This is a genomic window from Pseudomonas sp. CM25, assembly GCF_013179705.1.
Taxonomy (GTDB): domain Bacteria; phylum Pseudomonadota; class Gammaproteobacteria; order Pseudomonadales; family Pseudomonadaceae; genus Aquipseudomonas.
This window is the reverse complement of record NZ_JABMCW010000427.1, coordinates 1-4,038: the sequence shown is the minus strand read 5'-3', so window position 1 is coordinate 4,038 and position 4,038 is coordinate 1. Positions and strand designations below refer to the sequence as shown.

The window sequence follows — 4,038 nt, the reverse complement described above, 5'->3', positions numbered from 1 at the left end:
CCCAATGTTTTCGTGCTATTTTTCTGATTTTTTCCACATAATGAATTTTCCGGCTAGAGATAATTCTTAGATGGCAACCTTTACCCATCACGATCTCCAGCTGCTGAACCCTTCATTCGACTCCCGTCTGGTCGACGTGCAGAGCGAGCTCGAGTTTCTGCGCAGGCTCAGATTGGAGGTCGACACCCCACCGCACGTTTTCTTCCAGCTCAAAGGGTTGTTTTATACGCCGGAGAGCTTGGGATCTGCACGGATCGAGGGCAACCAGACTACGCTGGCGGAGTACATCGACAGCAAGGTCGAAGGCAAAGCGGAAAGTACCGACCAGCTGCTGGAGGTCGCCAACATCGAAAAAGCGATGGACTACATAAAAGCTGTGGTCTAGCCCGGTGTAGCCCTGACCGAACACACCATCCGCGAACTGCATGCCATGACCGGCCGTGAAGTAGGGTTTCATTTTCCGTCCGACGGACTCACCTTCCGAACTCCGGCTTCAAGGCCGATGGTGCCCGCGTATTTTGACCTCCGCTTTCCAGTCGCCTGACTGTTGTAGTCAGCTTCTATGTGCATTAGCAATAAAATGTAGTTAAAAGCCCTGATCGTGCACGTTCACTGCCTTTCGCACAACATTCAGCGACGATTCCTACAGCTTCCATACTTGCTCTTCCGCGAGATGTGAGGCTAAATTTCCAGGTCACGTAAAATCCGTGACCGGGCGTAGGAACCCGTTGGTAAACTTGGCGCACGCACTAGGCGCCCCTGCACCACAGCTGGCGCTTTTTTTGTGCCTGCCGTGCTGTGTCATGGCGGCTGTGTGTGGGCAGGCTTCGGCCTGGCCGGGTTTCCAAGTTTCCCGGTATTCCTACCCCACACACAGCTGCCACCCAATCCCGTAGGAAGGATCGTGGCAGCTCCAACTAAAACTTGGAGCCTCATGCATGCTTATCTCAAGTCCATCCGTGATCCACGCACTCGTTCGCCGCCGGCGCGCCTCGCCGAATCTCATTGAGCTCACTCACGACCGATCCCGCTCCGTCTCCGACAGATCGGAGGCACACCATGACTGACACCGAACGCCTTTCCACCATCCAAAGCTATGCCTGGACCCTGGAGCTGTTAGGCGAAGCCCTGGTCCAGCATGACGAAGTGCTGGAATGCGAACACAACCCGCGCCTCAGTTTCCGCAACACGGCTGGCATCCATCAGGCGATCCGCATCATCAGCCGATTGGCCAGTGAGCAGTGCGGGAAGGTGATGGAGCATCATGCTCAGGACCCGGCGGAATAGGCGGCGTATTCCCTGTGTTGCGCTGTGAGAGCGCAGGTCGGTCCGGGCGGCAGGGGCTGGTTTGAGCTCGTTGGGGCTGCTGCGCAGCCCTTCGCAGGCAAGCCAGCTCCTACAGGGATCGCGTTTTGGCGGCAAGCACCTGATGCGATCCCCGTGGGCACGCCTGGCCTTTTCGCCCCGGCAAGCAATACTTCTCTCTATACGCAGGCGTGTTCCTGGTGGTGCGCGCCGCTGGGAGGTGTCAGGTGAACAAGCTAACAATCGTGGGTGCCGGCCTGGTCGGCGAGGCGGCGGCGCAAGTCATCGCCCGCGAAGAGCTGTGCCGTGAACTGGTGTTGATGGACGTGCAGGGCGAGCTCGCGCAGGGCAAGGCGCTGGATGTGTGGCAGGCTGCAGTGGAATCCGGCTCCGACACGCGGGTATCCGGTGGGGCCAAGGCCGAGATGCTGGCGGGCTCTGAAATGGTGGTGATCACCGCAGGGGTACCGCGCAAGCCAGGGCAGTCGCGTCAGGATGTGCTCAGCATCAACCTGCCGATTCTCGATGGCATCATGGCGGATATCAAACAGCATGCGCCGGCGGCAACGGTGCTGGTGGTGTCCAACCCGGTGGACGTGCTCACCTACCGCGCCTGGAGCGTCAGCGGGCTGGGCCGCGACAAGGTGTTCGGCCAGGCCGGCGTGCTCGATACCGCGCGCATGAAGTGTTTCATCGCCGAGGAAACCGGCTTTTCTGCCCGGGATATCACCGCGCTGGTGCTGGGCGGGCATGGCGACAGCATGGTGCCGCTGATGCGCTACTGCCAGATCGGCTCGGTGCCGCTGTCCCACTTCTTGTCCAGTGAGCAGATCGAGCGAATTGTCGAGCGCACCCGCAAAGGTGGCGGCGAGATCCTCAACCTGAAGAAGATGGGCAGCGCCTGCGATGCGCCGGGTGTGGCCATTGCGCAGATGGTGGATGCCATCGCCAATCGGCGAAACCGCATTCTGCCCGCGGTGGCGATTCTCGAGGGTGAGTACGGGCGCAAGGGCATCGCCATGGGCGTGCCGTGTGTGCTGACAGAAGAAGGGCTGGCGCGGGTGATAGCGCTGCCGCTGGATAAGCAGGAGCAGGCGATGTTCGACCATTCTGCCGATCAGGTTGCGCGGGATATCGCGGAGATGGAGGCGTTGTAAGCGTTAGTTCGGGCCAAGGAGGGCCCGTCGCGGCAGCCCCAATGGCTCTATGTAAGAATCGCCTGACAGGCATCAGGCCAAAGCCCCTCGATCGTGGCAATTGTGTTTCAGTGGCTTTGTATCTGGGTTGAAACCTTCTAGTCTCCCCCTTCGTTTTTCAGTGGGAGCTGACATGAACCAGCCCATTCACCGCCGCCACCTGCTTCAGGGGGCAATTGTTTGCGCCGCTGCCATGGCCTTGCCTGCTTGGGCAGCCGACCCGGTCACTGAACAGTTGCAGCAACTGGAGCAGTCCGAGGGCGTCACTCTCGGCCTGTGGGCGCTCGACACCGCCACCGGCAAGCAACTGGCCTACCGGGCCGAACAGCGCTTTGCTTTCTGCAGTACCTTCAAGGCCATACTGGCAGGCGCAATCCTGCACCAAAGCCAGAAAGACCCAGGGCTGTTGCAGCGCCGCATCCCGTACGGCAAAGAACAGCTCGTGGTGTATTCCCCCATCACCGAGAAGCACGTAGGCAAGGGCATGACCGTTGCCGAACTGTGCGCCGCCACCGTGCAATACAGCGACAACACCGCAGGCAACCTGCTGCTTGAGCAGGTCGGCGGCCCCGCCGGGCTGACGGCTTTCGCCCGTAGCATGGGCGACCCGGTTTTCCGCCTCGACCGCAACGAGCCCGGCCTGAACACGGCCATACCCGGCGACCTGCGTGACACCACGACACCCATCGCGATGGGTACGACCCTGCAGCGCTTGCTGCTGACCGACGCGCTGCCCGTTGCGGGCCGTGAACAGTTGCAGGCCTGGTTGAAAGGCAATACCACGGGCGATGCCCGTATCCGTGCGGGCCTGCCGCAGGGCTGGGTGGTGGGCGACAAGACAGGCTCGGGTGACTACGGCGTCGCCAACGACGTGGCGATCATCTGGCCGGAAGGCCGCGCGCCCTGGATTCTGGTGGTGTTTACCCATGGCGCGAAGAAGGATTCACCATGGCGCAGCGAACCCGTCGCCGCTGCCACGCGCGTGGTATGGGAGGCTTGGCGCGCCGGCTGATAGGCGCAAGGTGAGTCAGCGTACCAGCCGTGGTACTGCGCGCACGTAGATCAGCTCGCCCACCAGCTCCAGCAGCGTTTGGGTGATCACGGCCGCCGCCGCCAAACTGCGCAGCTCCTCTGGCAACGCCAGCGCCAGCGGCAGCACCACCAGTGAATTGCGCGTGGCGGCACTGAAGGTCACCGAGCGGGCCTCGGTGGCCGGCAGGCGCAGCAGCCGAGCCGAGATGAGGCCCAGCACAGGTGCCAGCAGCAGGAAGCCGATGTACACCGGAATCACCGGCAGCAAGCGCTCGAAGTCGCGCAGTACCACGGTAACCTGCGAAGCGATCACCACCAGCAGCACCAGCGCCATCGCCGGAACCGGCAGCCACGCCCAGGCATCGTTCCAGGCCGAGACCGCGCGGTAGCGGCGGGCGCCGGCGCTGGTGAATACGGCAAGGGCCATCGGCAGCACGATCAGTAGTACGAAGGCTTCCACAAACGGTGCGATGGAAATGCTCACGCTGCTGTTTTCACCGAGTAT

The 4,038-nt window shown here is 61.7% G+C and carries 3 protein-coding genes and 2 pseudogenes; 4 read left to right on the top strand and 1 reads right to left on the bottom strand.

What is annotated here, in order from left to right:
• Nucleotides 1-70 precede the first annotated feature (70 nt).
• The 4 genes and pseudogenes from HP546_RS27115 to bla form a co-directional block, all read left to right on the top strand.
• Nucleotides 71-382, top strand: a pseudogene (locus HP546_RS27115) (Fic/DOC family N-terminal domain-containing protein); the annotation flags it as partial.
• Between the two features lie 677 nt (nucleotides 383-1,059).
• Nucleotides 1,060-1,287 carry a hypothetical protein gene (locus HP546_RS27110; RefSeq protein WP_172231970.1) on the top strand — a complete coding sequence of 76 codons (228 nt, stop codon included), beginning with the start codon at nucleotides 1,060-1,062 and terminating at the stop codon, nucleotides 1,285-1,287.
• A 245-nt stretch (nucleotides 1,288-1,532) separates the two neighbouring features.
• Entirely contained in the window at nucleotides 1,533-2,462 is a 930-nt protein-coding gene (locus tag HP546_RS27105; protein WP_172231967.1) for a malate dehydrogenase, read from the top strand.
• A 172-nt stretch (nucleotides 2,463-2,634) separates the two neighbouring features.
• On the top strand, nucleotides 2,635-3,513 hold the full coding sequence (gene bla / locus HP546_RS27100; RefSeq protein ID WP_172231964.1) for a class A beta-lactamase: 879 nt from the start codon (nucleotides 2,635-2,637) through the stop codon (nucleotides 3,511-3,513).
• Nucleotides 3,514-3,528: 15 nt separating this feature from the next.
• Here bla and HP546_RS27095 read toward each other — a convergent pair.
• A pseudogene (locus tag HP546_RS27095) lies at nucleotides 3,529-4,038 on the bottom strand (arsenic resistance protein); the annotation flags it as partial.

What these genes read in the sequence shown, in the direction of transcription:
- bla (WP_172231964.1), top strand. Translation starts at nt 2,635, where the DNA reads ATGAACCAGCCCATTCACCGCCGCCACCTGCTTCAGGGGGCAATTGTT.
- HP546_RS27110 (WP_172231970.1), top strand. Translation starts at nt 1,060, where the DNA reads ATGACTGACACCGAACGCCTTTCCACCATCCAAAGCTATGCCTGGACC.